Genomic DNA, 26,840 nt, shown 5'->3' with positions numbered 1-26,840 from the left:
CATCATCGCGCACCCTGTCCGAGGGCAACCCGTCGGTCGATCTCTGCGTCCTAGAGGGCCGGGGCCCCCTGCGCGGGGGCGAGCACATACACCGTAAAGTGGTAAGACCGGGCAACCGGACGCCGCAACGAGAAGGGGGAGGCGATCGGATGCCGCACGCCGAGACACCGGGCAGCGAGACGGCCCCGCGTACCCGGCTGCGCTGGTGGACCGAGCTTCCGCTGATCCTCCTGGTGTACGCCTGCTACTCGGCGGGGCGGCTCCTGGCCCGGGGTGATGTCACCAGCGCCGTCGACCACGGCCTGACGATCCTGCGCGTGGAGAAGTTCCTCCGTATCAACGCGGAGCACCCGCTCAACCGGCTGTTCACCCGCGAGGCCTGGCTCGGCGTACCGGCCGACTTCTGGTACGCGTCGCTGCACTACCTGATCACCCCGGTGATCCTGATCTGGCTGTTCCGTTCGCACGCCGTGCGCTACCGCGCCGCCCGCACCTGGCTGATGACGTCCACGTTCATCGGGCTGATCGGCTTCACCCTGCTGCCCACCTGTCCGCCCCGCCTCCTCTCCGAGGGCCACGGCTTCGTCGACACGATGGCCCAGTACAGCTCGTACGGCTGGTGGGGCGGCGAGGCGAGCGCGCCGCGTGGCATGGGCGGAATGACGAACCAGTACGCGGCCATGCCCAGTCTGCATGTGGGCTGGGCGCTGTGGTGCGGGGTCATGCTGTGGCGCTACGGCGGGACGCGTATCACCAAGGCCGCCGGTGTCGCCTACCCGCTGATCACCACGATCGTGGTCATGGGCACCGCCAACCACTACTTCCTCGACGCCGTCGCGGGCGCCGCCGTCATGGGCGTCGGGCTGCTGCTGGCGCCGCTCGTGCTGCGGACCGCGGAGGGGGTCAGGGGGCGTGTGGCGACGGCCCTCACGCCCGTCACGGCGGGCACCGGTGCCGCACAGGCCTCAATTGTCAGTGGCGGATGCCAGACTTCCGCGGGTGAGCGATTTCCACGGCAGCGCGAGTCACGGGTCGGAGCGGGAACCGAGCCGAGTGCCTCTCCCACGGACGCGGGGGACGGCGCTCCGGCAGCAGCTCGCTGAGCTGCGCGGTCCCGACGTACCGGCCAAGGCGCTGGATGCCCGCGCCCTGGCCGCCCTCGCCGCCAACCCCGGTTGCAGACGGCGGGCGATCCTCGACGGCGCCGGGGTGAACAAGGCGACGCTGGCGAGCGCGCTGGGCTCCCCCTCGGCGTTCGGCCAGTCGCAGTTCGCGCTGACCCGGGGCAATGCCTTCGAGGCGAAGGTCAAGGCCGACGGCGGCGCCGAACTGCTGCGGCTGGCGCACGAGAAGCTGGACCCCGCCGCCGAACCTCCCGCCCACGCGCGGGTGCCCGAGCTCACCGCGATCGGCCCCGAGGGCCGTACCGCCCGCACCGCGCTGGCCCTGCGCGAGGCCGGCGAGGCGCGCGGCGAGTGGACCCTGCTCGACCACCCGATGCTCGCCCTGGACGTCGCGGGCTCCCCCGCCTTCCTGGAGCCGGACGCGGTGGTGGTGCACCCGGACGGCAGCTGGACGGTCGTCGAGATCAAGTCCTTCCCGCTGCTGGACGGCTCGGCGGACCCGGCGAAGGTCGGCGCGGCGGCCCGGCAGGCGGCGGTGTACGTACTGGCGCTGGAGGAGGTCGCGGCCCGCCTCACGACCGAGGACGCCGCCGCCCCCGAGGTGCGCCACACCATCCTCCTCGTCTGCCCCAAGGACTTCTCCAACCTGCCCACCGCCTCCGCGGTCGACGTCCGCAAGCAGCGCGCGGTCACCGGCCGCCAACTGGCGCGCCTCACCCGCGTCCAGGACATCGCCGACACGCTCCCGGAGGGCACCTGCTTCGACCCCGGCCGGCCCGCCGAGGAGCTGACGGCCGCCGTGGAGTCGGTCCCGGCGACGTATGCGCCGGAGTGCCTGGCCGCGTGCGAGCTGGCCTTCCACTGCCGCGACCGCTCCCGCGCGGCGGGCGCGGTGACGTCCCTGGGCCGGTCCGTCCGGGCCGAGCTGGGCGCTCTGACCACCGTCCCGGACGTTCTGGCGGCGGCCCGCGGGGAGGCCGGCGACCCGGACGATCCGACCGTCGCCGCCCTGCGCAAGGCTGCCGCCCTCCGCGCGGAGGCACTGGGAGCCGCCGCATGTCGCTGATCGCCACCCTCGCCCGCCTGGAAGCCGTCAGCACCGGCCGCGCGCAGCCCGCCGCGACCGTCCGCCACCGGCATCTGGCCGACCGCCCCCTGGTCCTCGTCCCGCTCACCACCGCCGGTGAGGCCGGTGCCCCGCTCGGCGCGCTCGTCGGCACCGACCGGGACACGCCGCGCCTGCTCGTCGTACCGCAGCCGCGCGACCGTGACCTCAGGTTCCAGTTCCTGGCGGAGCTGGCGGACGTGGTCCTGCCGTACGTCGACGGGTACGCCGAGGCCGTGGAGGCCGCCGAGCGCAGCGAGACCGACCCGGAGACCGGCAAGCGGGTCAAGGTCGAGGTCGAGCTGTGCGCGGACGCCCCGCAGCTGATCGTGCCGAGCCGCGCGGGCGTCGACTTCGTGCGGCTGCTCGGGCGCTCCATGCGCTTTCGCCGTACGGCCGAGCAGGACCCGGAGGCCCCGCACCCGGCGCCCCCGCGCGTGCCGTTGCTGGGCCGGTGGCTGACCCACTTCGGGGAGCGGGCCCGCGTCCCCGGCGCCTCCCTGCTGCTGGCCGCGACGGAGCTGCTGTCGCGGCACTGGGCGACCGGCCAGTCCACCCTGGAGGACCAGCATCTGGGCGCACTGCTGGCCTGGATCGACCCCCCGGAGGGCGCGACCGGCGCCGAGGCGGCCCTCGCCGCCGAGCTCGCCCGGGACGCCAAGGGCCAGCTGCTGCATCCGCCGGCCGGCCCGGCCACCGACCCGGCGTTCGACAACAAGCTGCTCGCCCCCGCCATCGAGCGCTACAACCGCGCGCGTACGGCGCTCGCCGCCGCCGAGGACGGCCTGGAGGCGGACGACCGGCTCGGTGAGCTGACCGCCGCCGAGCGCGCGATCAGGGATCTCGTCGAGAGCCGGACCCGTCCCACCTGGGACGCGGTGTGGCGCGGCCTGGACCTCCTGCGGGAACTGCCCGAGGGCGCGCGCGTGGAGGAGCGCTGGACCCGCGACCGCTGGTCGTTCACGTCCCACCGCGACCGGATCACCGCGGGCGAGCCCCCGCAGCCGCGCCGCGACGACGCGGTGACCGCCGCCAACAAGCTCGCCACGCGCGAGCGCGAGCAGGCCCGCCTGGAGGCGCAGGAGGCCCTCGACGACCCGCTGGTGATGGCGGGACGGCGGCTGTCCGGGGAGGCGTTCGCGGGTGAGGTCACGGATGTCGTCATGACGTACAGCGAGGGCAAGCGTCCCAGCCCGCGCCCGCTCGTGACGCTGCGCACGGACGACCGGCCGCATCTCGGGGAGCGCGTGAAGGTCTACCGCTCGCTGGGCGGCAAGCCGCAGTCGGCCGAGTTCGTGGGCTACGAGGACGAGGGCGCCCTGGTCGTGCTCCGCGTCCTCGACAAGATGGGCCGCGGCAAGGAGCCCGAGGCGGGGTCGGTCCCCGAGAAGGGCGACCGGCTCTGCTTCACCCTCTTCGAGCACGAGCAGCGGGGCGGCGCGAAGCTCCCCGACCCGGAGAACACGCCCTGGACGCACGGCGGGCCGCCCGGTGAGGCCGTCCAGGAGGCCGCCGATCCCCTGACCACGGAGGACGTCCTGTGACCACCGTCTCCGACCTCTCCGGCCGCTTCGACCCCGGTGCGGCTGCCGGCCGGGCCACCGACGCGATCCTCCGCGACACCCTGCACGGCGACGCGCGCGGTGTGGTCGTCGACTCCCCGCCCGGCGCCGGCAAGTCCACGCTGGTCGTCCGCGCGGCCCTCGAACTGGCCGACGCCGGGCGCCCGCTGATGGTCGTCGCGCAGACCAACGCGCAGGTGGACGACCTGGTCCTGCGGCTCGCCGAGAAGAACCCAGAGCTGCCGGTGGGCCGGCTGCACAGCAGTGACGCCGACGCGTACGACAAGGCGCTGGACGAGCTGGCGAACGTACGGAAGTCGGCGAAGGCGACGGACCTCGCCGGTCTCCCGGTCACGATCTCCACGGCCGCCAAGTGGGCCCACGTCAAGGTGGACGAGCCGTGGGAGCACGCGATCGTCGACGAGGCCTACCAAATGCGCTCGGACTCCCTGCTCGCCGTCGCGGGCCTGTTCCAGCGGGCGCTGTTCGTGGGCGACCCGGGCCAGCTGGACCCGTTCGCGATCGTGGGCAGCGAGCAGTGGGCGGGCCTGTCGTACGACCCCTCGGCATCAGCCGTCACGACCCTCCTCGCCCACAACCCGACCCTCCCCCAGCACCGCCTCCCGGTGTCCTGGCGGCTCCCGGCGTCCGCGGCCCCGCTGGTCTCGGCGGCGTTCTACCCGTACACCCAGTTCCGCAGCGGCACCGACCACGGCGACCGCGCCCTGTCCTTCGCGGTCCCCTCGGACGGCTCGGGCCCCGACCGGGTCATCGACGAGGCGGCGGAGTCCGGCTGGGGCCTGCTGGAGCTGCCCGCCCGGCACACCCCGCGCACGGACACGGAGGCGGTCCGGGCGGTGGCGACGCTGGTCCGCCGCCTGCTGGACCGGGGAGGCGCGGCCACCTCAGAACGCTCCCCCGACCCCGCCCCCCTCACCGCCGACCGCATCGCCGTCGGCACGGCCCACCGCGACCAGGCGGCAGCGGTCCGCGCGGCCCTCACCGACCTGGGCGTCACGGACGTCACCGTCGACACGGCGAACCGTCTCCAGGGCCGGGAGTACGACGTCACGGTCGTCCTGCACCCGCTGTCGGGCCGCCCGGACGCCACGGCGTTCCACCTGGAGACGGGCCGCCTCTGCGTCCTCGCCTCCCGCCACCGGCACGCGTGCATCGTGGTCTGCCGGGCGGGCGTGGGCGAGCTCCTGGACGACTACCCGTCGACAGAGCCGGTGCAGCTGGGCACGGTGGTGAAGTTCCCGGACGGCTGGGAGGCCAACCACGCGGTGCTGGCACATCTGGCCGAACACCGGGTGGTCTGGCAGCCCTGACCTGGGGGATTCACCCGTCCTTACGGGGCCCTTGCGCGGTCGCGCGACAATGGACGGTGGTCCGCTTCCCCGACGGAGGTGGCATCAGCGACGTACGAGGAGGAGAAGACATGGCGGAGCCCACGCCGCGTCGGAACGAACCGCGGCTACGCCCCGCGCCCCTGCTCTTCGAGCCCGCGCAGGCGGCCGCCGACCCGGAGCACTTCTTCGACCTGGAGTCCATCGACGACCCCAGGGCACTGCTGGCCCGGGCGACGGAGCTGACGCAGGCCTTCCGTGCCGCGACGGACCGTGCCGTGGAGTTCCAGGCGATGGCGGCGGCCCAGCTGGCCGACCCCCGGCGGTTCGACCGGCTGACGCCGGCGGACATCGCGGAGCGGGCCGAGTGGACCGAGGACTATGCCAAGAAGATGGTCGAGTTCGGGCGGGACCTGATGCGTGGGACGGCCGAGGGCGCGGCGGAGAAGGGGCTCGCCGACCCGGCGTAGTCACCGGGGCTCATCAATTCACCCCTGGCATATGCCAGGCGGGCAAGATACCCCTCCTCACCCCCTCCCGTCCCGGTTTTCGGCAACTCTCGGAAACGGAACGCTCACGCCGAGTACATCTGGATGCATGAGCGACACACGCACCGAGCCGTTCTCCGACCGTTCCGACGTCTGCGGGGTCACTGCGGACGGTGCCGCCTGGCTCGCCTCCGCAGGAACGTATCCGCGGAGCACGCTCGCCCTCTGGGAGGACCGTCCGGACGCCCCGGTGGTCCTGCCGTGCGGCACCGCGTTCGACGTCGTGAACGCGCCCGGCATCTTCGGCCGCCGGATGCTCGACCGCTTATGGGACGACGGGCCCGGCTCGGGGCCGGTCGCGGTGTTCCGGGGCCGGATGCTCCTGTTCGCCGCGCCGGGCACCGCGCATCGGCTGCCCTCGCTGGTGCAGTGGGAGGAGTGCGGGCGCACGGGCGCGATCCCGCCGCTGCTGTGCCACGGCAACGGCGACGCGGTGACCCTCCCGGCACCCCTGCCGACACGCGCGACACCGACCCCGTTCGACAGCCGCTGGCTGGTCGCCCCGGACACCCGTCACCCCTGGCTGCCGGGCCCCGAGATCCTGCTCTGGGCGGCCGTACGGGCGGCCCGCGCGGCGGTGCGCATATCGATTTTTCCTCCCGCCGATCAGGATGCTAAGGTCTACGACGTCAGCAGGCGCCGCTAGCTCAGTTGGTTAGAGCAGCTGACTCTTAATCAGCGGGTCCGGGGTTCGAGTCCCTGGCGGCGCACAGACAACGAAGGCCTCTCGCAGATGCGGGGGGCCTTCGCATTTCCCGTCACCACAGGGGCGGCTGGGGGTCTGGGGGTTATCCCCCAGATGGACACAGCATCAGCGGGTCCGGGGTTCGAGTCCCTGGCGGCGCACAGACAAACAAGAAGCCCCTCGCGGAAGCGAGGGGCTTCTTGCGTGCCACCGCCTGTTACGGCGTGATCTTCACTGTCCATGCCCCGGAGGCTGTCCGGCCCTCCACCTTCACCCGTACGTCGTCTCCCGGCACCGTGAAGCTCTCGCCCAGGGCGACCGGGGCGTCTGCGAGAGGCGGGTAGACCGAGCCCTCCCAGCAGGCCTCCGTGTGGGGGTGGGCGTCGATGACCTGGATCGGGCCGCCGCCGGACGCGGCGCCGGCGCGTACCCGGTAGACCAGGACCCCTTCCTTGCAGGTCCCCGCGTCGTTGCCGGCCGGGCCGCGGGCCTCGAAGGCGAGGGCGCTGTCGGGGCCGGTGCGGACCACCGCCAGTTTGGTGCCGCGTCCCAGGCCGAAGGCCGCGCGGCCCCCGACCGGCGTCCCCGGTCCCGCGCCCAGCGGCTCCAGTGTCAGCCGCGTCGGCCGCTGCACGCACGCCACCTGCCGCGGCTCAAGCCACCCCAGCTTCCACTTGTGCCAGCCGAACAGATCAGGGGCCAGACCGAACTGGCTGCCCATCAGGTCCCAGTCGCCGACGTATGTGTCCCAGTCGCCCTTGCCGTCGGCGGGGCGGTGATAGAGGTCCGGGAGGTCGAAGACATGGCCGGTCTCGTGGGCGAGGACCAGCCGGTCCGGCGGATGCTGCTCGAAGACGGTGACGACCCGGCGGATGTCCGTGCCGTCGGCCCGCAGCGGAGTGTCCAGGTTGACCACCTTCGTGGCGTCCGAGTCCACGCCGGGCGCGTCCGGGTCGGCGACGAAGTAGACGACGTCGTAGCGCGAGAAGTCCACCTGCCCGTCCGCGGCGGCCAGCGCGTCGCGCAGATAGGCCGCGCGGTACGACTCGTTCCAGTCACGCTCTATGACGTACGACGTGGAGGGCCGCGGCATCCGGATCCAGTGCCGCAGCGGATGCGGGCGCAGCGTGAACCTGCCGTAGGAGGCCTGCTCGAAGAAGCGGCTGGTGGCGGGGAAGTGGTCGGCGACGAGCTGGTCGGGCGTGGTGCGCGGGGTCGCGTCCGGGAAGGACAGGAAGACCATCACCGCGTCGAGGGCGCGGGTGGGCCGCGGGTAGGCGGCGTTCCAGGTGTCGAGGCCCTCGGAGTGGTGGGCCTGGGTACGGATGAGGGCGCAGGGTTCCGCGGAGAACGGCTCGGCGACCGAGGGGCCGGTGATGAGGGAGGTCGCGACCAGCGCCGACATCGTGGTGAACACCGCCGCGGTGCTGCGCAGTCGGGGGCGCGGGAAGGGGCGCGGCACGGGGACCTCCGGATGCGGTTCACGGGACACCGCACCCAGCCTGTGTGAGATTGTCGTACTACGCCCTGTTTGTCTGCACCAGAAGAGTGAGTCAGCCGAAGAAGCGTCAGAATCGACACCCCGAATCGCTCACGGAACGTCACACCTGGTCGGGCGGCCCAACAAGCCGCCCAGGTGCGGGCAGAAACGATCTGTCAGAAGAGCCCGTGTTTCCGGGACACTGGGCAGTGGCTGGAAGGGGTGGGGGCCAGCCTCTATGATCGGCACACTTTCCTGCACGGACAGAGATCGAGTGCACTGCGGGAGCGAACGGTGAGCGGAACCTCCGAAGGGCCGGCGCCCGCGACAGACCTCGACCGGGCGGCCGTCACAGACAGTGACTACAACACGTCTTCTCGTACCGATTCCCAGGCGTACCGGTCGGCCTTCGTGGCCGCGCCGCTCGCCATGGCCGTCGTCGACCGCGAGGGGCTGGTCGTCAGCGCCAACGGCACCTGCGGCGACCTCCTCGGCTGCGCGCCCGACGCGCTCGTCGGACGGACCGCCGCCGATCTGGTGGACCTGGCCTCCGACGCCCGTACCTGGCACGCCTATCAGGAGGTGCTGCGCGGTCGGCAGGCCCGGCTGCGCTGCACCCGGCGGATGAAGAACCCCGACGGCCAGTCCCTGTGGGTGCAGGTCATGGTCGCGCCGCTCGGCAGCGGCGAGCCCGGCGTGCTGCTGTCGATCGCCGACGTCAGCTCCCAGCGTGAACTCCAGGCCCGGCTGCGGCACTTGCAGATGCACGACCCGGTGACCCGGCTGCCCAACCGCACGCTGTTCTTCGAGCGACTGTCGGCCGCGCTGGAGCCGGAGGCGTACGAGCAGGGCGGTACCGGCCGGATCGGGCTGTGCTATCTGGACCTCGACGGCTTCAAGGCCGTCAACGACACCCTCGGCCACCGGGTCGGCGACCGGCTGCTGGCCGCCGTCGCGGAGCGGCTGACGCGCTGCGCGGACGAGGCGGGCTTCGCACGGGGCAGCGCCCCGCTGGTGGCCAGACTGGGCGGCGACGAGTTCGCGCTGCTCGTCGAAGACTCCACCGGCACCGACCAACTCGCCGATCTCGCCGAGGCCGTGCTGAAGGCGGTGCAGAGCCCCTTCGACATCGCCGGGCACCGGTTGTCCGTCTCCGCGTCGATCGGCGTCGTCGAGCGGCACGCGGCCGGCACCACGCCCACCGCGCTCGTGCAGGCGGCGGACACGACGCTGTACTGGGCGAAGGCCGACGGCAAGTCCCGCTGGACGCTCTTCGATCCGGAGCGCAACGCCCACCGGATGACCCGGCAGGCCCTCGCCTCCACCCTCCGGCCGGCCATCGAGCGCGGCGAGTTCACCCTCGAGTACCAGCCACTGGTCTGCATGGAGGACGGGCGGCTGCGGGGCGTGGAGGCGCTGGTGCGCTGGAACCACCCGCAGTTCGGCATGCTGACGCCGAATCGGTTCATCGCACTGGCCGAGGAGGACGGCTCGATCGTGCCGCTGGGGCGCTGGGTGCTGGCGACCGCCTGCCGGCAGGCGCGGCAGTGGCAGCTCGACCATCCCGGAGAGCCGCCGATCTTCGTCAGCGTCAATGTCGCGGTCCGTCAGGTGTGGGACTCCGACCTGGTCGCGGACGTGGCGGACATCCTCGCGGAGACGGGCCTGGCCCCGGGGCTGCTGCAACTGGAGCTCACCGAGTCCGCGGTGATGGGTTCGGCGGGCCGTCCGCTCCAGGCGCTCCAGGCGCTCAGCGACATGGGCGTGCACATCGCCATCGACGACTTCGGCACCGGCTACTCCAACCTCGCCTACCTCAGCCGACTGCCGGTCGCGGTGCTGAAGCTGGACGGGTCCTTCGTCCGGGGCTTCCAGTACGAGGGGACGGGCGCCCCGCCCAACCCGGCCGACGAGGTCGTCGTCGAGGCGATGATCCAGCTGGCCCACCGGCTGGGGCTGACGGTGACCGCGGAGTGCGTGGAGACCTCCGCGCAGGCCTCCCGGCTGCGGCGGATCGGGTGCGACACCGGCCAGGGGTGGCTGTACTCACGGCCGGTGTCGCCGGATCGTATCTCCGAGTTGATGGCCCGTCAGGCGGTCGGCAACCCGTAGGCGTCGGCGATCAGTTCGTAACTGCGCAGCCGCAGCGCTCCGCTGTGGGCGTGGGACGTGATCATCAACTCGTCGGCGCCGGTGCGCTTCTGGAGGTCGTCGAGGCCGGCGCGGACCTCGTCGGCGGTGCCGTGGACGACGTTGGCGTTCCAGGACGTGATGAACTCGCGCTCCATCGGGCTGAAGTCGTACGCCTCGGCCTCCTCGGGGCTCGGGACGAGACCGGGGCGGCCGGTGCGCAGCCGGACCATGTTGAGGGCCGCGGCCAGGACCTGGCGGCGGGCCTCCTTCTCGTCGTCGGTGGCGAGGGCGGAGACGCCGATGAGGGCGTAGGGCTCGGCGAGGATCTCGCTCGGGCGGAAGGACTCGCGGTAGAGGTCCAGGGCCGGGATCGTGTTCTGCGCCGAGAAGTGGTGGGCGAAGGCGAAGGGCAGGCCGAGGGTCGCGGCGAGGCGGGCGCTGAAGCCGGAGGAGCCCAGCAGCCAGACCGGCGGGCGGTGCGGGGACTGGACGCCGCCGGGGGACGTCGACTGGATCGGGCCGGGGACCGCGTGGATACGGCGGTAGGGGTGGCCGTCGGGGAAGTCGTCGTCCAGGAACCGGGTCAGCTCGGCGAGTTGCTCGGGGAAGTCGTCGGCGCCCTCGTTGAGCCGCTCGCTGCGGCGCAGGGCGGCCGCGGTGGCGCCGTCGGTGCCGGGGGCGCGGCCGAGGCCAAGGTCGACGCGGTTCGGGGCGAGGGCCTCCAGGGTGCCGAACTGCTCCGCGATGACCAGCGGCGCGTGGTTGGGCAGCATGACGCCGCCGGAGCCGAGGCGGATGCGGTCGGTGTGGGCGGCGAGGTGGGCCAGGATCACGGCGGGGGACGAGGAGGCCACGCCGGGCATGGAGTGGTGCTCGGCGACCCAGTACCGGTGGAACCCGCGCGACTCCGCCAGCTTGGCGAGGTCGACGCTGGTGCGCAGGGCCTCGGTGGCGGTGTGCCCGGCGCCTACCGTGACCAGGTCCAGTACGGAGAGGGGGACGGGGGCGGCGCCGTGTGCCGTGCCCCGGGTCTCGTCTGACGTCACGGTGTGTGCCTCCTGTTTCCGGCCGTGCGGTGTCCGTCCGGTGCTAACAGGAGGGAGTCTCCGCTTTATTCCCGGGGCTGGGGCTAAGGGGTGGTCTCCTCTTCCCACACCTTGACCGTGAGGTTCACGATGCCGGTGCCGGGATCTGCGGAATCCACCGTGGCCAGGGCCACCCGCCCGCCGTCGGTGATCAGACAGACACTCCGGCCGTCGGCGACCGCGGGTGCCGACTGGGGCTTGGTCGTGGCGAGCAACTTGCACTCACCGAAATCCGGTTCCTCACCCTCGGGGACGAGTGCGTAGTTGTTGCCGTACAGCTTTGCTTTCGGGCCGTCGAAACCGTAGGTGTCGATATCGGATTCCCCCCGCGCGGGCGGCACGAGGTCGAGATCGAAGCCGACCTGTTGGGAAAGCAGCGGGCCCGCCCACTGCACCTCCGGCGGTGTCGCATCCCCGCCACCACCGCCGTCCGGCCCCTCGGTCTGCACGGCGGGCCCGGCGGAGGTGGTGACGGTCGCCGTCGCGGTCGCCGTCACCGTCGCCGTTTCCCGGGCCGCTGCCGGTGACGTGACGCCCGCCGCCGGAAGGCCGATGAATCCGACCGCGAAGGTGAGGGCGCCGACCCCCGCGCTGATCAGTGCCGCGAAGGTCTGCCATTTGTGGGACACCCCGGGCGGCCGCGGCGGGCGCGGCGGGCGTGACGGATGGGGCGGCGGCGTGAATGACGACATGTGCATCCCCCGATGACGGCGCAGGCGGCAATTGTCGCGCTGTCACAGTCACCGCGGCGGCGGAATGCACACATCCGTGGGTGAAGGGCATTTCTGCCTGTCACACCTGCACAATCGGCTCCTTCGTGAACAGCGCCCCCAGCCGTGGCGCGTTCACCCGGCGGTCCGTGAGGCGCAGGCCCTGCCAGACGGTGACCTGGTTGGCGGTGAGGACCGGTTTGCCGAGTTCCTTCTCCAGGGCGGGGATGTGGGCGACCGTGTGCAGGGCGGTGTCGGGGAGGAGCAGGGCTTCCGCGTCCGGGGTGTCGGCCTGCCTCGCCAGGGCGAAGACCTCCGCCTCGCCCCAGGTGCCGACCTCGGCGGCCGTGATGATGCCGGCGCCCTTGACCCCGGTCACCTCCAGACCGCCGGCCCGCAGGAACTCCGCGAACAGGCCCGCCACGTCGTCCGGGTAGGTCGCCCCGATCGCGACCCGGCCGGCCTTGATCTCCTGGGCCGCGTGCACGAAGGCGAAGGACGTCGAGGAGGCCGGCAGGCCCGCCGCCCGAGCAAGGGCACGCACCTGGTCCTGGGCGCCCTCCCAGCCGTAGACGAAGCTGCCGCTGGTGCAGGCCCACACCACGGACTCGGCGCCGCCCATGCGCAGTTCCTCGACGCCGGCCGCGAGGCGTTCGGGCGAGCCCATCTCCAGCAGGGCGTCCTCGCGGTGGGCGTCCTCGCCGATGTCGGTGTGCACCACGTCGACCCGGATGTCGCTGCCCAGGAGCTGCTCGATGCGTGGAAAGTCGTCCTCGCCGGAGTGGCCCGGGTAGAGGAGTCCGAGTGCGGTCATGTCCAGCCTTCCTGCTGCTGTTCTTCGTCGGGCAGTACGGGACGCAGAGGGCTCTGGCGCGCCGCCGGATCGATCAGCGCCTGATAGGGCCCCAAGGCCCGGGTACCCAGTCGGCGCAGTGCCGCCCACATCGTCACCTGGTTGGCCGACAGCACCGGCAGACGCAGTTCCGCCTCCAGCTGCGGGATGACGTCGTACGTCGGCAGGTTCGTGCAGCTGATGAACAGGGCGTCGGTGTCCCGCCGGGCCGCCTTGTGCGCCATGGCGACCACCTGGCGGTACGGCACCTTCCAGATGTGCCTGGTCAGGCCCATGAAGGCACGGCCGGTGACGGTGACGCCCGCCTCCGCGACGTACTCCTCCAGGGCGCGGGTGACCGACACGGTGTACGGCGTCACCAGCGCCACCCGGCGTACGCCCAGCTCGGTCAGGGCCTCCAGGAGCGCCCCGGACGTGGTGACGGACGGGACCGCGCCCGCCCGCGTCATCGCCTCGCACATCGCGCGCTCGCCCGCGACGCCGCCGACGAAGCTGCCGGAGGTGCAGGCGTAGGCGACGACCTCGGGGGCGACGGCGTGCAGGGTGCGCACCGCGTCGTGCAGCGTCTCGTGCTCGCTGACGAGGCGGGCCAGGTCGAGGCTGACCTCGACGGGCACGTACGGGGTCCGGGTGAGGTGGAGCGAGACCTCGTCCGGTACCCAGCGCCACAGCTCGCGGTCCAGCGCGAAGTCGAAGGGGGCGACAACCCCGACACCGCGCTGGGGGCGCGGTCCACCGAGAAAAGAGACGTCCATGGCAGGCACCGGCCTCACGGTCAGAGACAGGGGGACAACGGACCGTGCGCACCCCCGTGTTGACGAAGGTAGGTTCGGGTGCGAGCGTGGTCAATCCGCGCATGTCAGACGCCTGTGGAGGAACGGCTTCGGATGACCTCCCCCACCCTCCTCGTCCTGGACGCCGATCCCCTCCCCCGCCTCGGCCGCCTCACCGGCCGCGTCCGCATCGAGCACGCGGACGCGTCGACACTGGCCGAGCGGCTGCCGTCCGCCGATGTGCTGCTGGTGTGGGACTTCACCTCGCACGCCGTACGGCACGCCTGGCCCGGCGAGGGGCCACGGCCGCGCTGGGTGCACACGGCGAGCGCGGGCGTGGATCATCTGCTGTGCCCCGAACTCGCCGCCTCCGACACGGTGGTGACCAACGCGCGCGGCATCTTCGACCGGCCCATCGCCGAGTACGTGGCCGCGCTCGTCCTCGCGATGGCGAAGGATCTGCCGCGCACACTGGACCTCCAGCGGGAACGCACCTGGCGGCACCGGGAGTCCCGTCGGGTCTCGGGGACGCGGGCCGTGATCGTCGGCTCGGGGCCCATCGGGCGGACGATCGCCCGCACGCTCAAGGCACTTGAGGTGACGACCGCGCTCGTCGGCCGCACCCCGCGCACCGGCGTCCACGGCCCCGACGACCTGGACCGGCTGCTCGCCCGTGCCGACTGGATCATCGCGGCGGCACCGCTGACCGAGCAGACGAACGGCATGTTCGACGCCCGGCGGTTCGGGGTGATGCAGCCCTCGGCGCGGTTCATCAACATCGGGCGGGGCGGCCTGGTCGTCGAGGACGCGCTCGCCGAGGCGCTGCGGCGGCGGTGGATCGCGGGCGCGGCCCTGGATGTCTTCGAGCACGAACCCCTGGGCCCCGAGAGCCCGTTGTGGCAGGTGCCCGATCTGATCGTGTCCCCGCACATGAGCGGTGACACGGTCGGCTGGCGGGACGAACTCGGGGCGCAGTTCCTGGAGTTGTACGAACGGTGGGAGGCGGGCAAGCCGCTGCTGAACGTGGTCGACAAGAAGCGTGGGTACGTACCCGGACACTGACCTGGGGGTGTGCATGAGGGACCTCACCGCACTCGGCGCCGTAGAGCTCGTCGAGGGGTATCGCAAGGGCGAGTTCGGCCCCGTCGAGGTGACCCGGGCGGCGCTGGAGCGGGCCGAGGAGATCCAGCCGGAGGTCAACGCGTTCGTGCGGCTGACCGGCGAGGAGGCGCTCGCGCAGGCGCGGGAGTCGGCGGACCGCTGGCGGCGCGGTGAGCCGGCCGGTCTGCTGGACGGGGTGCCGGTCACGGTGAAGGACATCCTGCTGATGCGCGGGTCGCCGACACTGAAGGGGTCCAAGGTCCTGTCGGAGAAGGGCCGTTGGGACGAGGACGCGCCGTCCGTCGCCCGTCTGCGCGAGCACGGTGCCGTGTTCCTCGGCAAGACCACGACCCCGGAGTTCGGCTGGAAGGGCGTCACGGACTCGCCGCTGTCGGGGGTGACCCGCAATCCGCACGACCCCACCCGCACCGCGGGCGGCTCCAGCGGCGGCGCCGCGGCTGCCGTGGCCCTCGGCGCGGGGCCCCTGGCGCTCGGCACGGACGGCGGCGGCAGCGTTCGTATCCCGGCTGCGTTCTGCGGGATCTTCGCGCTGAAGCCGACGTACGGGCGAGTGCCGCTGTATCCGGCGAGCGCGTTCGGCACCCTCGCGCACGTCGGTCCGATGACCCGGAACGCGGCGGACGCGGCGCTGATGCTGGACGTCATCGGGGCGCCGGACGCCCGGGACTGGTCGGGACTGGGTCCGACGGGCGTGTCGTACACGGGTGTACTGGCCGAGGGCGTGCGCGGGTTGCGGATCGCCTACTCGCCCTCCCTCGGCGGACAGGTCCGGGTCCAGCCGGGGGTCGCGGCGGCGGTGCGGCGGGCGGTGGAGCGGCTGGCCGGGCTCGGGGCGTACGTCGAGGAGGCCGACCCCGACTTCACCGACCCGGTGGACGCCTTCCACACCCTGTGGTTCAGCGGGGCGGCCCGGGTGACCCAGCATCTCGGGCCGCATCAGCGGGAGTTGCTCGATCCCGGGCTGCGGGAGATCTGCGGGCTCGGGGCGCGCTACAGCGCGCTGGACTATCTCGCCGCCGTCGATGTCCGTATGGACCTCGGCCGCCGGATGGGCCGCTTCCACGAGTCGTACGACCTGCTGGTGACGCCCACTCTGCCGGTCACGGCGTTCGAGGCGGGCGCCGAGGTGCCGAAGGGCTCGGGGTACCGGCGGTGGACGGGGTGGACGCCGTTCACCTACCCCTTCAACATGACCCAGCAGCCGGCCGCGTCCGTCCCGGTGGGGGTGGACGGCGACGGACTGCCGGTGGGGCTCCAGCTCGTGGCCGCCCGGCACCGGGACGATCTGGTGCTGCGGGCGGCGCACGCACTGGACGGGGTCACGCCCTCCGGAAGCTGAGCGTCTCCCCCGCCGCTCCCGACCGCCAGAGGTCGTTGCATCCCTCGGCCATCTCCGCGAGCCCCTCGACCACCGCTCCCCAGACGATGCCGGGCACCCAGCCCACGTCACCGTTGAGGAGCAGGTTGTTGCGCTCGTAGAAGAGGGCCAGGTCGACCACGGTCGTGCCGGCGCGGACCTCGCGGTCGTAGCCGTAGGACTTGGTGCCCAGCTCGGTCCCGGCGAAGGAGAAGTAGCAGAGGTCGCCGGGGATGGGGGTGACGGTCGGGTTCTCCAGGGGTGGCTCGTGGGCGGCGAAGGGCGGGAAGAGGGCGTAGATCTCGTTGCGGGCGTATTTGGCGTGGTAGACGTCGCCGGCCAGCGGGAGGGCGTCCCAGACGGCCGCGCAGGTGAGGGGCGCGCGGTCGTCCAGCAGCTTTGCGGTGCAGGTGACACCGCGCTTGACCAGCGAGACTTCTATGTATCGGTCGGCCATGCAATCCATGGTGCATACATCGCATGGTCTCGGGTAGCCGCGCCGCCATGGCTCCACCGATTCGGAACGACAGAAACACATCACAGACCGGAACCACGCGCCGATCGCTGCTCGCGGGGGTGGCGGCGCTCGGTGCGCTGGGGGCCGCCGGCTGCTCACGGGTGGCCACGGCCTCGACGACGGACGGCGGTGATCTGCTGGAACGGATGAAGGCGGCGGGGGTCGTACGGCTCGGTATCGCCGGTGAGATCCCGTTCGGCTACATCGACACGAACGGCGAGCTGACCGGCGAGGCGCCCGAGCTGGCCAAGGCGATCTTCAAGCGGCTCGGGGTGGACCGGGTCCAGCCGGTGCCGACGGAGTTCGGCTCGCTCATACCCGGGCTGAACTCCCAGCAGTTCGATGTCGTCGCCGCGGGGATGTACGTGAACCCCGAGCGGTGCGAGCAGGTCATCTTCGCCGACCCGGACTACCAGATGCTGGATTCCTTCATCGTCCGCAAGGGCAACCCCAAGGGGCTGCACGACTACAAGGACGTCGTCGAGAAGAAGGCCAAGTTCGCCACCGGGACCGGGTACGCGGAGATCCAGTACGCCGTGGACGCGGGGTACAAGGAGAGCGACATCCTGATCGTCCCGGACCAGGTCGCCGGACTGAATGCCGTCGAGGCAGGCCGGGCCGACGTGTTCGCCGGTACCGCGCTCACCACCCGTGAGGTGGTGAAGAAGTCCGCCAAGGCCGAGGCCACCAAGGCCTTCGCGCCCCTCGTGGACGGCAAGCCGCATGTGGACGGCGGCGCGTTCGCCTTCCGGCAGACCGAGACCAAGCTGCGGGACGCCTTCAACGTGGAGCTGCGGAAGCTGAAGAAGAGCGGGGAGCTGTTCCGGATCCTCAAGCCCTTCGGCTTCACCGAGGCGGAGATGACCGACCTCACGGCGAAGGAGCTCTGCGGCGGATGACTTCAGGACTCTGGGAACTCGTACTCAAGGGCGTGTGGGTCACCGTCCAGCTCCTCTTCCTCAGCGCGCTGCTGGCGGGTGCCGTCTCCTTCGTGGTCGGCATCGCGCGCACCCACCGGCTGTGGGTCGTGCGCTTCCTCGCCGGCTTCTACACCGAGGTGTTCCGCGGGACCTCCGCGCTCATCATGATCTTCTGGGTGTACTTCGTGCTGCCGCTCGCCTTCGGCTGGCAGCTGGTGCCGCTGTGGGCGGGCTCGCTGGCGCTGGGGCTGACGTACGGCGCCTACGGCTCGGAGATCGTGCGCGGGGCACTGAACGCGGTCGACCCGGCGCAGAAGGAGGGCGGGATCGCGCTCAGCTTCACGCCCTGGCAGCGACTGAAGCTGATCCTGCTGCCGCAGGCGGTGCCGGAGATGATCCCGCCGTTCTCCAACCTGCTCATCGAGCTGCTGAAGGGCACCGCGCTGGTGTCGGTCATCGGCATGGGCGACCTGGCGTTCAGCGGGAACCTGGTGCGGCTCGCGCTTCAGGAGAGCGCGGAGATCTACACGTATCTGCTGGTCATCTACTTCGTGATCGCCTTCGCCCTCACCCGGGTGATGCGCGGTCTTGAGAAGAAGCTGAAGGCGGGGGTCGGCAAGACCCCGACGCGCGGGATCTCCCCGCAGCAGGAGCTCAAGCGGGCCGAGACGACCGGCGTCGGTGCCTCGTCCTCGGGAGGTGTTCTCGGATGAAGTGGGACTGGGGAGCGGTCGGCGACTTCATGCCGCAGTTCTGGGACGGCCTGCTGGTCACCTTGCAGGCGCTGGCCCTCGGCTCGGTGATCTCCTTCGCGCTCGGCCTGGTGTGGGCGCTGCTGATGCGGGCGCCGACCCGCTGGGTGACCTGGCCGGTGGGCGCGGTCACCGAGTTCGTGCGCAACACCCCGCTGCTGGTGCAGCTGTTCTTCCTCTTCTACGTACTGCCCGAGTGGGGCCTGACGTTCTCGGCGCTGACCACCGGCGTCTTCGCGATCGGCCTGCACTACTCGACGTACACCATGCAGGTCTACCGGGCCGGTATCGAGGCGGTGCCCGTCGGCCAGTGGGAGGCCGCGACGGCGCTGAACCTGCCGGTGACCAGGACGTGGCGGGTGGTGATCCTGCCGCAGGCGATCCGCCGGGTCGTGCCGGCGCTCGGCAACTACGTCATCTCGATGCTCAAGGACACGCCGCTGCTGATGGCGATCACCGTCCTCGACATGCTCGGCCAGGCGCGGCTCTTCTCCCAGGAGCACTTCCAGTTCACCGAGCCCCTGACCGTGATCGGCGTGGCCTTCATCCTCATCTCCTATCTGGCCTCCCTCCTCATGCGAGCCCTGGAGCGACGTCTTGTCCACTGACATACAGCCCGAGAACAACCCCACCGACCGGCGCAGTACCGGTGAGCTGATCCGGCTGGAACAGGTCACCAAGCGGTTCGGGGACAACACCGTCCTGGACCACCTGGACTTCTCCGTCGAGGCCGGCAAGCACGTCACCCTCATCGGTCCTTCCGGGTCGGGCAAGACCACGATCCTGCGGCTGCTGATGACGCTGACCAAGCCCGACGACGGGATCATCACCGTCGACGGGCAGCGGCTGTTCCCGGCGCCGGAGAAGCAGGTCCGTGAGGTCCGCAAGCAGATCGGGATGGTGTTCCAGCAGTTCAACCTGTTCCCGAACATGTCGGCGCTCAGGAACATCACCGAGGCGCCCGTCACCGTGCTCGGCATGTCGAAGGACGAGGCGGAGGCCCGCGCCCGCGAGCTGCTCGACCTGGTGGGTCTGGCGGACAAGTGCGACGCCCGTCCCTCCCAGCTCTCCGGCGGCCAGCAGCAGCGGGTGGCGATCGCGCGGGCGCTGGCCATGCGGCCGAAGGTGCTGCTGCTCGACGAGGTGACCTCCGCGCTGGACCCGGAGCTGGTCGCGGGCGTCCTGGACGTGCTCCGGGACATCGCCCGCAGCACCGACATCACGATGCTCTGTGTGACCCACGAGATGAATTTCGCCCGGGACATCTCGGACCAGGTCCTGATGTTCGACTCGGGGCGGATCATCGAGGCCGGGTCGCCGGAGAAGATCTTCAGCGAGCCGGAGCAGGACCGTACACGGGAATTCCTGAGCGCGGTGCTCTGACGGCACGGATCCGGGAGGTAGGGGCACTGGGTCATGACGTTGGCATATGCCAGCGGGTCAGCGCCCCTGCTGAGAGGGATGGAATCTCGTCAACAGGCCCTCACTTCAAGCCTCTTGCCCGTTATCGTGGTAGGGATCGCTGTCCGGAATACGGCCCAACTGTAGAGCGACTTAGCGAGCGCAGGGGGAACCACCGTGGCGCTGAAGCACGAGCCGACCGCGCCGTACCACTCGGCCCAGGACGCGCTGCGCGTCCTGGAGACAGTGGCGCGGCACACCACCGGAATCACCGACGCCCAGCTCGCCAAGCACACCAGCATCGAACCGGAGCGGCTGACCACCCTCCTTCGTATGCTGCGCCGCGAGGGGTACGTCGAGCAGGTCGCCGACGGCGCGTATGTCACGGGCGACGCCCTGACCCGCCTCGGCTCCGCCCATGACCGTGACCAGGCGCTGCGCGAGACGCTCCAGCGCACGCTGGACCGACTGCGCGACTCGGTGGGCGCCGCCGTCTATCTGAGCCGGTACGTCGACGGCGAGGTGAGGATCGCCCAGTACGCCGACGGGCCGTCGATGCCGGTGGTCAACGAGTGGGTGGACTTCCGCTACTCGGCGCACGCCACGGCGATCGGCAAGAGCCTGCTGGGCCAGCTCGACCACAACAGCCGGCGTGACCACCTGTCCCGCCACAAGATGGCCCGCCTCACCTCCCGGACCATCACCAGCGACAAGCTCCTGCTGTCCCGCTTGGAGTCCCAGCCACCCACCGTTCCCCACCTCGACCTCCAGGAGTACGCGGTGGGCACGGTCTGCGCGGCCGTCCCCATCACCGCGGGCTCCTCGGTGGGCTGCCTGGCCCTCTCGCTCCCGGTCGAGCACGCCCACCGACTCCGTCAGGCGGCCGACGCCCTCAACCGCAACGCGGCCCCCGTCCTGCTCAGCCTGGCCATCTGACTCCCCTACCCACGGGTGGTCAAAAGCACCCCTCGGGACCGGGTAGTATTTTCTCAGTCGCCCGCCACGGGAAGCAAAACCCGAGGTCGGCGAGGGTCATGCGCCGCTAGCTCAGTTGGTTAGAGCAGCTGACTCTTAATCAGCGGGTCCGGGGTTCGAGTCCCTGGCGGCGCACCTCAGAAGGGCCTCTCGTGGGAGCGAGAGGCCCTTCGACGTACACCCAGGGCGGCCGAGTGCCGCGCAGTCGGCTGGGGGTCCGGGGGTCACCCCCCGGAAGACGCAGCATCAGCGGGTCCGGGGTTCGAGTCCCTCGCGGCGCACCTCAGAAGGGCCTCTCGTGGGAGCGAGGGGCCCTTCGATGTTTTCCCTGTCGGTTCGGGTCATGGGGCGGTACGTCGTCTCGCCCGGTGGGCGCCACCAGAGCGGGTCCGGACAGTGGAGGCCCTCCCGTCGCAGCAGCGCTCGGTGGATCTTGTTCGTGGCCGTCACCGGCATCCGCTCCATGACCCGTACGAACCGGGGTGCCATCTTCGTGCCGAGGTCCGGCTGGGCGAGCAGGAACTCGGCGAAGGACAGCGGGTCGAAGCTCCCCGCCAGCGCCGCCATCACCTGGTCCCCGGTCACCGGGTCCGGCACCGCGTACACGGCGACGGCGCCGGCCCCCTCGTACCGGGCGAGGATGTTCTCGATCATCGCGGCGGCCAGGTTCTCCCTGTCGACGCGGATGCGGTCGTCGGCGCGGCCGGCGAAGTAGAGGAAACCGTCGGTGTCCCGGCAGAACAGGTCACCCGTCCAGTACCAGCCGTCGCGGCGCCGCTCCCGCTCCGCCTCCGGATTGCGCCAGTACCCCTCGAAGGGGTTCGGGGCCCGGTTGACCAGCTCCCCTATCGCCTCGTCCCCGTTGAGCAGCCGCCCCGCCGTGTCGAACACGGCCGCCGGGCACTCGGACCGCGTCTCCGGATCGAGTACGACCAGACCGGGCCCCGCCCGCCCCACCGCCCCGGCCGGTGTCCCCGGCGACCACTGCACCGCCGCCCCGCCCTCCGAGGATCCGTACCCCTCCACCAGCCGCACCCCGAACCGCCGCTCGAAGGCCGCCGCGTCCACCGCCCCCGCCTCCGTACCGAAGCCCGTGCGGAGCGGGTTGTCCCGGTCGTCCTCGCGCTCCTCGGTCGCCAGGACGTACTGGATGGCCCGGCCCACGTAGGTGAAGTACGTCGCCCCGTACCGGCGTACGTCCCCCAGGAACCCGGACGCCGAGAACCGCCGCCGCAGCGCGACCCCCGCCCCGGCCGCGAGCGCGGGCGCCCAGTCGGCGATCACCGCGTTCCCGTGGAACATCGGCATGCAGACGTAGTGCACGTCGTCGGCGCGGACCCCGAACTGGTCGGCGAGCGAACGCCCCGCGGCGGCCAGCCGGCCCTGGGAGCAGATCGCCGCCTTCGGGGCGCCGGTCGAACCGGAGGTGAAGTAGAGGAGGAGGCGGTCGCTCGGAGTGGCCCGGGAGGGGTCGGGGCGGGCGTCCGCGTACGGGGCCAGCAGGGCCTCGTACTCCTCGGAGTCGGTCGACAGCCAGCTCACGCCGGGGAGTTCGAGGTCCTTGAGGAGCGGTTCGTAGGCCCGCTCGGTGATCAGGAGGCGGCACTCGGTGTGCAGGATGTCCCGGGCCAGTTCGGGGCCGCGGCGGGTGGGGTTGACGCCCGCGACGGCGGTACGGGCCAGGGCCGCAGCGCTCAACCACAGGGGGTATTCAGGGGTGTTGTCGAGGAGGACGCCGATGTTGCCGCCGCCGGGCGGGAGCAGGTCGGCCAGCAGTGCGGCGCGCGCCGCGGCGCCGGACGCCAGGTCGTGGTGCGTGAGGGTCCGCTCCTCGCACCACAGCCCGGGCCGGTGGTCCCCCCATCCTTCGGCGACGAGCTCGGCGACCGTGCGCACCTTGGACTCCATGGCCGCGCACGGTAGTTGATGGTCCGTCAGATGTGGAGAGGCATCACGGGGTCATCGTGACGCCGTCCACGACCACGACGTTGGTCGTGTCGTCCACGTCGTCGCCGAGGCCGAACCCGTCCGACATCTGAGTGAACGTGATCATGAAGGCGACGCAGAAGCCCGCGACCACCCCGAGGAAGGCCAGGACACCGATCGTGGACGCCGCGAGCACGGTCCGGCGCGGGGCCTTGGCCGTGGCGACGACGGTGGCGCCCTCGGCGTAGTACACGGTGACGAAGTCGCCCTCCAGGATCGTCCCCGGACCGTCCTCCTCCTCGAAGCGGACGGTACGGCCGTCGCGGGACGTGAACTCGAAGACGTGGTGCAGCGTGCTGTGCACCGAGGTGTCGCCGCTGCCGCCGTGGGTCGTCGTGTACATCCGCAGACAGCGGGCCTCGGCCGTCAGCCCGCTGTTCCAGGCCCGCCGGATCTGCACCGCGCGGCGCAGCACGCGGTAGGCGGCGAACAGGACCAGGGCCAGGATGAGGCCGGGTACGAGGTAGAAGAAGACGTCCATGGTGTTCCCCCGAGGTCTGAGTGCTGGTCGCGTGGGGAACGTACCCGCCGGTAGGGGCGGAGTAGCTCAAGCGATGCTCAGAGTTCGGGCCCGTCAGAGTTCGGGCCCGTGCTCAGACTGCGGGGAGGGTCGCCCATACGTACAGGAGCACGATGACGGACGCCCCGATGAAGAACAGCCCGAAGACGGTGCCGGCCATGTCCTTGCCGGGCTGGGGTTCGGACGCCGTGGCCTTCTCGGGGTCGGCGGGGGCGTAGTGGACGAGGACCTCCTCGCCGGCCTCCCGGTCCCGGGGGCCGCCGCTCTCCTTGAAGCGGACCGCGACGCCGTCGCCCGTGGTGTAGTCGTACTCGTGCCACTGCACGCGCCGGGCCACGTTGTTGACCATCTGGGTCGTGGCCCAGGCGCGCACCACCCTCGCCGTGGCGGTCAGCCCGCTCTCCCAGGCGGCCCGCCGCTCCCTGGTCCGGCGTACGAGCGCGTACCCGCCCCAGATCAGGAAGGCGATCAGCAAGGGCATCACTATGTTGAAGAAGGAGTCCACGGACAGCGGACCCTACCCGAGCGAAGATCGACGCGATGGATCAGAACGTGACGTCCGAGCAGGCGTAGAACGCGTTGCCCGTGTCGGCGACCGTCCACACCGCGAGGATCACGTGGTGGCCGCTCAGCCCGGACGGCAGGGTGCCGCTGTGGGAGAGGGTGGACGGCGGGCGCTGGCCGTTGTAGGGGACGGTCAGGAACGGGGTGAGGTTGAGGTCGGAGCGGGTCAGGTTGTGGTTCTGGTTCCAGCCCGCCTTGGTGACGTAGTACTTGAAGTCGGTGGTGGCGTGCATGGCCGTGAACTGCCAGCGGAACGTGTAGCTCTGACCGCCCGTCACCCTGGTCGTCGGCCAGGCGCCGCCCGACGGGGTGGTGGGCGAGCTGAGCTGGCTGAAGCGGCTGACGCCGCCGTTGCATATCGTGCCGTCGGCCGGTCCGGAGCCGGGGAAGCCCTTGGGACCCTCGACGCTCTGCGGCTCCCACTGGATGTCGCCGCAGTTCGGCACGGTGCCGTTCTGGCAGAGCTTCTGCCGGCTGACGGGAAGGTCGGTGTAGCCGTGGCCGCTGGCCCCGCCGGAGGAGAGCACGAGGGCTCCCGCCGTGCTCAGGCCGAGCACGGCGGCGTACCACTTGGTCTTTTTGCGCATGCTGCCGCTCCCTGGAGAACGTGGGGGAAGTTCAGTGAGGAGGTTCAGTGAGCCGTGCAGGTCTAGACCAAGTCCCAGATTATTGCCGCTACTTGAGCATGTCCAGACCAATCACTGACCCGTCTCCCCGCGCCCCGCGCAGAACGCCACCGTGAGGTCCTTGACCAGCGCCTTGCGTTCGTAGTCGTCCAGCTCCACCAGGCCGCGCATGGTCAGCCGGGTCACCGTGTCCTCCACCGAGTCCACGACCGAGGTCAGCACGGTCGCCCGTTGCTGGGCGTCCAGCGCGGCGATCCGGCGGCGGTGCATCGCGGCGGCGACCTCCGGGGCGTACTCCACCCGTACCGGCTGCACCGAGAACACCTCCAGGCCGACCGGCGCCGCGTCCGCCGCGACCAGCCGGGTCAGCGCGTCCGCCGCCGAGTCCACCGACGTCCGTGCCGAGCCCGGCGGCTCCACCGGGACCCGGACCAGCGCCGCCTCCACGCACTCGCGCAGATAGCCCTCGTGGTCCTCGACGCCCAGCGTGGCCCGCGCGGTGTCCCGCACCCGCCACACCACGAGCACGACCACCCGCAGCGCGACCCCGTTGCCGTCCGCGGCCGGCAACGGCTCACCGCGCCAGTGCCGCAGCCGTACGTCGACCCGGCGGCGCAGCAGCAGCGGGTTGACCCACATCAGGCCGGTGCGCCGGACGGTGCCCCGGTAGCGGCCGAACAGCCCGAGCACCCAGGCCCGCCCGGTCCGCCCGCGGGCCAGCCCGCCGAACCCGAAGAGGCCAAGGGCGCCCGCTCCCGCGTACGCCGCCCACTGGACCGGACCGAGTCCCGCGCCCGCGTACTCGGGCAGCCTGAGCGCCTCCACCGCGAGGGTCGGCAGCGCGCCCGCCCACCAGGAGGTCGCCACGCAGCCCGCCGCCCCGCAGGCGCCGGCGAGCACGCCCGCCGAGCCCGGCAGCACCCGCGCGGGCCGTTCGGCCAGCTCGGGGTCGACCTGCGGGGAGGGACGCGGCGCGGGCCCGCCCGGGCGCCGGAAGCGGGGCTGCTCGCCCGTGCCCTGGCGGCGCCCGACGACCGCGGGACTGAGGGGTACGGCCCCGGTCTCGGGGTCGTCGCGGAACAGCAGATGAACGGGGATCTCGGTGGTCGCCTCGTTCTGGATCAGCCGGGCGGGCCGGGAGACCGTCGTGGTCTCGGTGGGTCCCTCGGGCTCTTCCGTGGATGGGGTGATGGTGCTCATGCGTGCCTCCAGCCTCCGCGCCAGAAACGTCATGACAGTGGATGGGTGTCGCGGGAATGGTCACTCGGTCACTTGAACAGCCGCCGCCAGGTCTCCGGCCCCGGATAGCCGTCCGCCGCGCCGCCCCGCCAGCCCTGGGCGCGCTGGAAGGCCTCCACGGCCCTGCGGTCCGACTCGCCCCACCGGGGTCCTGGACCTGTCGTGTAGTACTTGCCGAACCCTTTCTTCACCAGCTGCCTGCCGAGCTGGGTGACGTACTCGCTGGAGGCGCCGGGCCGGAACACGGCCCGCCCGGGGTAACCGGGAACGCCGTGGGACGAGGAGGGCGCCGGCGGCCCGGCCGCCCCGGCCCGGATGTCGTTGCCCTTGCCGGTCACCAGCAGCGTCCAGGTCTGCGGCCCCGGCAGCCCGTCGGCGTCCCGGCCCGTCCAGCCCTGTGCCTGCTGGAAGGCCTGGGTGGCGCGCCGGTCGGTGTCCGTCCAGCGCGGCCCCGGGCCCGAGGAGTAGAAGCGCCCGGCGCCGCGCTCGACGAGCAGGCGGCCGAGCTGGGTGACGTACTTGTTGTTGGCGCCGGGACCGAAGTAGGCGGCGCCGGGGAACGGGGTGGCGAGCGGTTCGGCCGGCTTGTCGCTGCCCGCGGTGCCGGCCACGAGGCCCTTGTAGCGGTAGGCGGTGTAGCGGGCGGAGTTGCTCCAGTACGCGTACGGGGTGGCCTGCTTGCGGGCGCGCGGCGGGGTCTCCTCGTAGGCGATGTAGTAGGTGTGCGTGTAGTCGGTCCAGCCGCCGAAGATGACGACGTGCGAGCCCTTCTCGGGGTCGGCCGGATTGTGGAAGAGCAGGATGTCGCCGGGCTGAAGATCGTCCTTGGCGATCCGTACGCCGTACTGGTCGAGGCTGCCGGTCCACTCGTTGCCCGGCAGGCTCCAGGCCATGGAGACGAAGCCGGAGCAGTCCTGGCGGTAACCGTCGCTCCAGTACTCCGACATGCTGTACGGCACCTGCGCGGCGACCCAGGACTTGGCCCGCTTGATGATCGCGGCGCGGGTGGTGGCCGGGGCCTTGATCCCGGCGGGTTTGCCGCCCGGGCCGTGCAGGGGGGCCTGGCCGCCCTGGGGGGTGTCGGGCTCGTCTGCCCCGGGGAGGTTCGGGCGGTCGGGGGCGTGCGGGGCGGCGAAGGCGGGGGCCGCCTGGGTCACGCCGAGGGCCGCGCCGGCCGTCGCGGCGAGGACGACGGCTCGGTGGGCCGCGGGGTGGCGGCCGGTACGGGAATGGGGCAGTACGCGCCTCCAGTGAACGCATCCGGGGCAGTCGCAGTCGCTCGCGGGATCGAACTCCTCGAAAACCGGTTCCTTGGATCCCGGAGTCTCCATGCGATTCCCCTCACACTCCAGCTGGAAATGTCCGCGACTGTGCACATTCGTCAGTTTCTCAACTGTCGTCCGGACGCGCATGTTGACGGTCCGAATGATGTACAGCCCCGGCTCCGCCCCAGG

26 protein-coding genes and 2 tRNA genes are annotated in these 26,840 nt (G+C 71.7%); 16 read left to right on the top strand and 12 right to left on the bottom strand.

From position 1 onward, the window contains the following. Window positions 1-149: 149 nt before the first annotated feature. The 7 genes from OG866_RS27895 to OG866_RS27865 all read left to right on the top strand — a co-directional run bounded on the left by OG866_RS27895 (window position 150) and on the right by OG866_RS27865 (window position 6,398). Window positions 150-1,103: a phosphatase PAP2 family protein gene (locus tag OG866_RS27895; RefSeq protein ID WP_329338845.1), complete on the top strand. Its 954-nt coding sequence runs from the start codon at window positions 150-152 to the stop codon at window positions 1,101-1,103. Beyond that, the gene (locus OG866_RS27890; protein ID WP_329338843.1) at window positions 1,054-2,190 is read left to right on the top strand and encodes a hypothetical protein; all 1,137 of its coding nucleotides are present in this window, start codon (window positions 1,054-1,056) and stop codon (window positions 2,188-2,190) included. The genes OG866_RS27895 and OG866_RS27890 overlap by 50 nt, the downstream gene beginning before the upstream one ends. After that, window positions 2,181-3,773: a hypothetical protein gene (locus OG866_RS27885; protein ID WP_329338841.1), complete on the top strand. Its 1,593-nt coding sequence runs from the start codon at window positions 2,181-2,183 to the stop codon at window positions 3,771-3,773. The genes OG866_RS27890 and OG866_RS27885 overlap by 10 nt, the downstream gene beginning before the upstream one ends. Further along, window positions 3,770-5,122 carry an AAA domain-containing protein gene (locus OG866_RS27880; RefSeq protein WP_329338840.1) on the top strand — a complete coding sequence of 451 codons (1,353 nt, stop codon included), beginning with the start codon at window positions 3,770-3,772 and terminating at the stop codon, window positions 5,120-5,122. Before OG866_RS27885 ends, OG866_RS27880 begins: the two co-directional genes overlap by 4 nt. A gap of 110 nt (window positions 5,123-5,232) precedes the next feature. Then, entirely contained in the window at window positions 5,233-5,610 is a 378-nt protein-coding gene (locus tag OG866_RS27875; RefSeq protein ID WP_079306244.1) for a hypothetical protein, read from the top strand. A 127-nt stretch (window positions 5,611-5,737) separates the two neighbouring features. Next, the gene (locus OG866_RS27870; protein ID WP_329338837.1) at window positions 5,738-6,334 is read left to right on the top strand and encodes a bifunctional DNA primase/polymerase; all 597 of its coding nucleotides are present in this window, start codon (window positions 5,738-5,740) and stop codon (window positions 6,332-6,334) included. After that, a tRNA-Lys gene (locus tag OG866_RS27865) sits at window positions 6,325-6,398 on the top strand. Before OG866_RS27870 ends, OG866_RS27865 begins: the two co-directional genes overlap by 10 nt. A gap of 192 nt (window positions 6,399-6,590) precedes the next feature. Here OG866_RS27865 and OG866_RS27860 read toward each other — a convergent pair. Continuing rightward, a complete protein-coding gene (locus tag OG866_RS27860) occupies window positions 6,591-7,835 on the bottom strand; it encodes a M6 family metalloprotease domain-containing protein (protein ID WP_329344330.1) in 1,245 nt (414 codons plus the stop codon). A 312-nt stretch (window positions 7,836-8,147) separates the two neighbouring features. Between OG866_RS27860 and OG866_RS27855 the strand changes: the two genes are divergently transcribed. After that, window positions 8,148-9,965 (top strand): putative bifunctional diguanylate cyclase/phosphodiesterase, encoded by a 1,818-nt coding sequence (locus tag OG866_RS27855; protein WP_329338835.1) that lies wholly within the window; start codon window positions 8,148-8,150, stop codon window positions 9,963-9,965. Here OG866_RS27855 and OG866_RS27850 read toward each other — a convergent pair. From OG866_RS27850 to OG866_RS27835, 4 genes are all read right to left on the bottom strand, one after another. Next, window positions 9,944-11,032 carry an LLM class flavin-dependent oxidoreductase gene (locus OG866_RS27850; RefSeq protein ID WP_329338833.1) on the bottom strand — a complete coding sequence of 363 codons (1,089 nt, stop codon included), beginning with the start codon at window positions 11,030-11,032 and terminating at the stop codon, window positions 9,944-9,946. The genes OG866_RS27855 and OG866_RS27850 overlap by 22 nt on opposite strands. A gap of 83 nt (window positions 11,033-11,115) precedes the next feature. Next, on the bottom strand, window positions 11,116-11,700 hold the full coding sequence (locus OG866_RS27845; protein WP_329338832.1) for a hypothetical protein: 585 nt from the start codon (window positions 11,698-11,700) through the stop codon (window positions 11,116-11,118). A 163-nt stretch (window positions 11,701-11,863) separates the two neighbouring features. After that, a complete protein-coding gene (locus tag OG866_RS27840) occupies window positions 11,864-12,595 on the bottom strand; it encodes a maleate cis-trans isomerase family protein (protein ID WP_329338830.1) in 732 nt (243 codons plus the stop codon). After that, window positions 12,592-13,389: a maleate cis-trans isomerase family protein gene (locus OG866_RS27835; protein ID WP_329338829.1), complete on the bottom strand. Its 798-nt coding sequence runs from the start codon at window positions 13,387-13,389 to the stop codon at window positions 12,592-12,594. Before OG866_RS27835 ends, OG866_RS27840 begins: the two co-directional genes overlap by 4 nt. A 132-nt stretch (window positions 13,390-13,521) precedes the next feature. Here OG866_RS27835 and OG866_RS27830 point away from each other — a divergent pair, with 132 nt between their 5' ends. Beyond that, the gene (locus OG866_RS27830) at window positions 13,522-14,469 is read left to right on the top strand and encodes a D-2-hydroxyacid dehydrogenase (RefSeq protein ID WP_329338827.1); all 948 of its coding nucleotides are present in this window, start codon (window positions 13,522-13,524) and stop codon (window positions 14,467-14,469) included. Between the two features lie 13 nt (window positions 14,470-14,482). Beyond that, window positions 14,483-15,868, top strand: a complete 1,386-nt coding sequence (locus OG866_RS27825; RefSeq protein ID WP_329338825.1) for an amidase — start codon at window positions 14,483-14,485, stop codon at window positions 15,866-15,868. Here the strand turns inward: OG866_RS27825 and OG866_RS27820 are convergent. Then, on the bottom strand, window positions 15,849-16,343 hold the full coding sequence (locus OG866_RS27820) for a DUF3830 family protein (RefSeq protein WP_329338823.1): 495 nt from the start codon (window positions 16,341-16,343) through the stop codon (window positions 15,849-15,851). The two genes, OG866_RS27825 and OG866_RS27820, sit on opposite strands and share 20 nt — an antisense overlap. Before the next feature lie 47 nt (window positions 16,344-16,390). Here OG866_RS27820 and ehuB point away from each other — a divergent pair, with 47 nt between their 5' ends. The 6 genes from ehuB (at window position 16,391) to OG866_RS27790 (ending at window position 20,586) form a co-directional block, all read left to right on the top strand. Continuing rightward, window positions 16,391-17,302, top strand: coding sequence for an ectoine/hydroxyectoine ABC transporter substrate-binding protein EhuB (gene ehuB / locus OG866_RS27815; protein WP_329338821.1), 912 nt, complete (start codon window positions 16,391-16,393; stop codon window positions 17,300-17,302). Continuing rightward, on the top strand, window positions 17,299-18,036 hold the full coding sequence (ehuC, locus tag OG866_RS27810; protein ID WP_329338819.1) for an ectoine/hydroxyectoine ABC transporter permease subunit EhuC: 738 nt from the start codon (window positions 17,299-17,301) through the stop codon (window positions 18,034-18,036). Before ehuB ends, ehuC begins: the two co-directional genes overlap by 4 nt. Further along, window positions 18,033-18,683 (top strand): ectoine/hydroxyectoine ABC transporter permease subunit EhuD, encoded by a 651-nt coding sequence (gene ehuD / locus OG866_RS27805; protein WP_329338818.1) that lies wholly within the window; start codon window positions 18,033-18,035, stop codon window positions 18,681-18,683. Before ehuC ends, ehuD begins: the two co-directional genes overlap by 4 nt. Beyond that, the gene (ehuA, locus tag OG866_RS27800) at window positions 18,673-19,458 is read left to right on the top strand and encodes an ectoine/hydroxyectoine ABC transporter ATP-binding protein EhuA (RefSeq protein WP_329338817.1); all 786 of its coding nucleotides are present in this window, start codon (window positions 18,673-18,675) and stop codon (window positions 19,456-19,458) included. Before ehuD ends, ehuA begins: the two co-directional genes overlap by 11 nt. Before the next feature lie 195 nt (window positions 19,459-19,653). Then, window positions 19,654-20,412, top strand: coding sequence for an IclR family transcriptional regulator (locus OG866_RS27795; RefSeq protein ID WP_329338815.1), 759 nt, complete (start codon window positions 19,654-19,656; stop codon window positions 20,410-20,412). Window positions 20,413-20,512: 100 nt separating this feature from the next. Continuing rightward, window positions 20,513-20,586: transfer RNA gene (locus tag OG866_RS27790), tRNA-Lys, on the top strand. Window positions 20,587-20,697: 111 nt separating this feature from the next. Here OG866_RS27790 and OG866_RS27785 read toward each other — a convergent pair. The 6 genes from OG866_RS27785 to OG866_RS27760 form a co-directional block, all read right to left on the bottom strand. Continuing rightward, entirely contained in the window at window positions 20,698-22,359 is a 1,662-nt protein-coding gene (locus OG866_RS27785) for an AMP-binding protein (protein ID WP_329338813.1), read from the bottom strand. A 43-nt stretch (window positions 22,360-22,402) separates the two neighbouring features. Beyond that, window positions 22,403-22,918, bottom strand: coding sequence for a DUF3592 domain-containing protein (locus tag OG866_RS27780; RefSeq protein ID WP_329338812.1), 516 nt, complete (start codon window positions 22,916-22,918; stop codon window positions 22,403-22,405). A gap of 112 nt (window positions 22,919-23,030) precedes the next feature. Continuing rightward, entirely contained in the window at window positions 23,031-23,462 is a 432-nt protein-coding gene (locus OG866_RS27775; RefSeq protein WP_329338810.1) for a DUF3592 domain-containing protein, read from the bottom strand. A 40-nt stretch (window positions 23,463-23,502) separates the two neighbouring features. Next, complete coding sequence (locus OG866_RS27770) at window positions 23,503-24,108, bottom strand: lytic polysaccharide monooxygenase auxiliary activity family 9 protein (RefSeq protein ID WP_329338809.1); 606 nt, start codon at window positions 24,106-24,108, stop codon at window positions 23,503-23,505. A gap of 111 nt (window positions 24,109-24,219) precedes the next feature. Then, window positions 24,220-25,347 carry an SPFH domain-containing protein gene (locus OG866_RS27765; protein WP_329338807.1) on the bottom strand — a complete coding sequence of 376 codons (1,128 nt, stop codon included), beginning with the start codon at window positions 25,345-25,347 and terminating at the stop codon, window positions 24,220-24,222. 68 nt (window positions 25,348-25,415) lie between these two features. After that, the gene (locus tag OG866_RS27760) at window positions 25,416-26,717 is read right to left on the bottom strand and encodes a peptidoglycan-binding protein (RefSeq protein ID WP_329338805.1); all 1,302 of its coding nucleotides are present in this window, start codon (window positions 26,715-26,717) and stop codon (window positions 25,416-25,418) included. Window positions 26,718-26,840 lie beyond the last annotated feature (123 nt).

The organism is Streptomyces sp. NBC_00663, assembly GCF_036226885.1.
Taxonomy (GTDB): Bacteria; Actinomycetota; Actinomycetes; order Streptomycetales; family Streptomycetaceae; genus Streptomyces.
This window is presented reverse-complemented; position numbering and strand designations above follow the sequence as displayed.